Annotated in this window: 2 protein-coding genes; one reads left to right on the forward strand and one right to left on the reverse strand. The window is 68.3% G+C overall.

Going from position 1 to position 2202, the window contains the following annotated elements:
- Positions 1-1556 (reverse strand): methyl-accepting chemotaxis protein (locus ACR2JA_RS01310; RefSeq protein WP_434007341.1); only part of this gene is annotated, 1556 nt, incomplete at its 3' end.
- A 146-nt stretch (positions 1557-1702) separates the two neighbouring features.
- Between ACR2JA_RS01310 and ACR2JA_RS01315 the strand changes: the two genes are divergently transcribed.
- The coding region (locus ACR2JA_RS01315) for an MBL fold metallo-hydrolase (protein ID WP_434007342.1) at positions 1703-2202 on the forward strand (500 nt) is incomplete at its 3' end.

The following is a 2202-nucleotide window of genomic DNA, read 5'->3' on the forward strand; positions in this document are numbered from 1 at the left end:
AGTTCGAACCGCGCGACGGTGGCGGTCAGGGCCTGGGCCTGCTGGCGCAGGCTGGCCGACGCGGCGGCGCTTTCTTCCACCAGGGCCGCGTTGTGCTGCGTGACCTGGTCCATTTCCTCGATCGACTGCGCCACCGCCGAGATGGCGCCGCCCTGTTCGCGGCTGGTGCTGGCCACGTCGTCCATCAGCGCCATGACGCGCTGGGTCTCGGTCACCACCGCCACCATCGAGCTGCGCGCCTGATCGACCAGGGCGGAACCCTGATCGACGCGGTCCACGCTGCCCGAGATCAGCTGGCGGATGTCTTTGGCCGCGGCGGCGCTGCGCTGCGCCAGCACGCGCACTTCGCCGGCCACCACCGCAAAACCGCGGCCCTGTTCGCCGGCGCGCGCCGCCTCCACCGCCGCGTTCAGGGCCAGGATGTTGGTCTGGAAGGCGATGCCATCGATCACGCCGATGATGTCGGCGATCTGGCGCGACGACTGCTGGATGTCGTGCATGGTCTCCACGAAACGCCCGACCAAGTCACCGCTTTGCCGGGCGGTGTCGGTGGCCAGCCGTGCCTGTTCGCTGGCGCTGTGGGCGCCGCTGACGTTGTGGTCGGCCGACGCGGTCAGTTCCTCGGCCGCGGCCGATGTTTCGGCCAAGGCGTGCGACTGCGCCGCCGTGCGGGTGGCCAGGTCGTTGCCGCCAGCCTCGATCTCGGCGCAGGTCAGCTCCACCGAATGGGCGCGTTCGCGCACCTCGGCCACCACCGTGCGCAGGCCGTCCTGCATGCTGCTGGCGCTGGCCATCAGGCTGGTGGTGTCGCCCTTGCCCAGGCGGATGGGGGTGTCCAGTTGGCCGGCGCCGATCCGCTGCATCAGTTTGACCGCGAAGCGGGGCTCGCCGCCGATCTGTGCGTACACCGTGAGCACGATCCAGACCGCAAAGCCGCTGGCCACCAGGGTGGCCAGCGCGCCGCCCACCAGCATCACACGCTCGATGTGGAGTACCTGCGCCAGGTCGTCGGCCACGTCCCGCCGGGTGCGTGCCAGCTGTTCTTCCCTGAAGGTTTCGATCTGGCGGGCAATGCGTTCGCTGGCCTGGTCAAACCCGGGCTGGCCTTCGCCGCCCTTCATGAGGCGGTTGCCGGCTTCGAGGCCGTCGCGAACGTAGGCCTCGGCCATGGTGCGGCCGCTGGCGTGGAACGCCTTGAAATCGGTGTCCATGCGGTCCAGTGCCTGCAAATGGGAGCTGTTCTGCTCTCGGCCCAGGATGCCGCGCACCGTCTGACTGGCCTCGGCATACGCCTGCGCAGCGGCGTCGGCCTCGGCGTAGGCGGCTGGGTCGTGGGTCGCGGCCACGTCGGTCAGAAACTGCTGCACCTCGGCCCTTTTCAGGTCCATGCGGTCCACGGCCAGCAGCAGGGGCAGGTCGTCGTCGCTCAGGTAGCGGATGCCTTCTTCCAGGTGCGCCACCCGCTGCGCAATGAACACCATGGTGACCAGGAACAACGCCACCACCGAGGCGAAGCCCAGACCGAGCTGGGTTTTCAAGCTGAGATTTTTGAGCATGGGAAAACCCGACGAGGTGCACCGACGCGGTGCGTTATGCGCTTTTAAGTTTGTCGGCGCCCACGGCGCGGACTTGAGTCCGGCACTGTCGCAAAGTGGTCCTCATCAATAATTCAAGCCAAAACCATCACATTCCGGTTGTCCCCATGCTGCGTTACCAGACCATTCCCGTCACCGCCTTTGCCCAGAACTGCTCGATCGTCTGGTGCGATGAGACCCACGACGCCGCCGTGATCGACCCGGGCGGCGACCTCGACCGCATCGAGGCCGAAGCGCGGCGCCTGGGCCTCACGCTCAAGGCCATCTGGCTGACCCACGCCCACATCGACCACGCCGGCGGAACGGCGGCGCTGGCCGCCAAGCTGGACCTGCCCATCATCGGCCCGCACCCTGGCGATCAGTTCTGGATCGACGGCCTGCCGCAGCAAAGCCAGATGTTCGGCTTCCCGCCGGCCGGCCACTTCACGCCCACGCGCTGGCTGGCCGATGGCGACACGGTGCAGATCGGCCATTGCACGCTGGCCGTGCGCCACTGCCCGGTCCACACGCCGGGCCACGTGGTGTTTCACTCGCCCGAAGCCCAGCGCGCCTTCGTGGGCGACGTGCTTTTCGCCGGCAGCATCGGCCGCACCGACTTTCCGCAGGG

Source organism: Hydrogenophaga sp. (genome assembly GCF_051007235.1).
Taxonomy (GTDB): Bacteria; Pseudomonadota; Gammaproteobacteria; order Burkholderiales; family Burkholderiaceae_C; genus Hydrogenophaga.